Source organism: Pseudoflavonifractor intestinihominis (assembly GCF_040096055.1).
GTDB lineage: Bacteria > Bacillota > Clostridia > Oscillospirales > Oscillospiraceae > Pseudoflavonifractor > Pseudoflavonifractor intestinihominis.
The window spans coordinates 1-836 of record NZ_JBBMFK010000066.1; the positions used below are offsets into that span (position 1 = coordinate 1).

At 59.1% G+C, this 836-nt stretch carries 1 protein-coding gene; it reads right to left on the bottom strand.

All coding sequences use genetic code 11. The features are described 5' to 3' along the window. Positions 1–836, bottom strand: an 836-nt coding sequence (locus WMO64_RS17030) for a MobA/MobL family protein (protein ID WP_349232768.1), incomplete at both ends; no start/stop codon positions are given.

An 836-nucleotide genomic window follows, 5' to 3' on the forward strand; every position in this document is an offset into this window, starting at 1 on the left:
GTTTCCGAAAACTTTTTCAAATTCCCGATTTTGGCCTTGCCGCTGTATGCGCCCTGATTGCGGGTGTCATAGTAGGCGGACAGCAGTTCCACAAGCGTAGGCGGCTGGGGTGTGGAAAGCTCTGCTTTGACCTCTTTCAGCCAGCCGAGCAGGGATGCGATTTTCGCTTTTGCCTCCCGCAGCATTGTGTTGGTTTTCCGAATCCAGCGGTTAAGGTCGCCTTTATCGGTGCGGATGCCCTTCTGCTCCATCGCCCTGACGGTGGGGCCTTCGTGGACGGTGGGTAACTGCTCTACACCCTGACGCTCGTAGCTGCGGTGGTCAATGCGGCAATCCAAGCCCTTCTCCGCGAATTTGGCGTTGCACAACTCTGCCCACGCCTGCCGCCAATGCTCCAAGGTGTCGGGGCTGCCCCAGTCGGTGGTGGGCACAGCGTTGAACACATAGTTTCCGGCTTCGTCCCGGATGCGCTCACCGTGCTCGTCCAGCAGATATTCCCGGCGCTGCTTGCTGCCCCACCGGCCGTCCGGCAAGATGGGGCGGATGGGGCACAGCACATGGAAGTGCGGGTTCTGGATACCACCGTCCACCTTGTCCGGCTGGTGTACGGCAAAGTCCACCACCATACCGCGGCCCACAAACTGCTCCAACAAAAACTGCCTTGCCAGGGCGATGTTCTCCTGCATGGAAAACTCGTTCTGCAAGGCAATGTCAAAGCTGTATGCCAGCTGGGCTTTCTTCCCGCGCTCGGCTTTCTCTACGGCATTCCAGAGGGTTTCCCGGTCTGCATATTCCGTTGGGGCCTGGGGCGGCAGCAGGATTTCGGAACAGATCAC